A 236-nucleotide genomic window follows, 5' to 3' on the forward strand; every position below is an offset into this window, starting at 1 on the left:
TCCCGAATCAGCTCGCGCCCGATTTCGGATTGGGCGTGGATTTGGTTGCCGCGTACTTCGATGATTTCCACCACTTTTCCTTTATCCAAAAGAGCGGCGCGGTCGCACAGGCGGCGGATGACGCTCATTTCGTGGGTTACGATGACGATGGTAACGTTGAAGCGTTTGTTGATGTCTTCCAAACATTCCAAGACGCTGCGCGTGGTGGCGGGGTCGAGGGCGGAAGTGGGTTCGTC

The 236-nt window shown here is 56.4% G+C and carries 1 pseudogene; it reads right to left on the reverse strand.

Annotation, left to right across the window (positions count from 1 at the left end):
• A pseudogene (locus ACTHS4_RS12590) lies at window positions 1-236 on the reverse strand (methionine ABC transporter ATP-binding protein); the annotation flags it as partial.

The organism is Neisseria sp. P0014.S009, assembly GCF_051958155.1.
In the GTDB taxonomy this organism is placed as follows: Bacteria; Pseudomonadota; Gammaproteobacteria; order Burkholderiales; family Neisseriaceae; genus Neisseria; species Neisseria flavescens_C.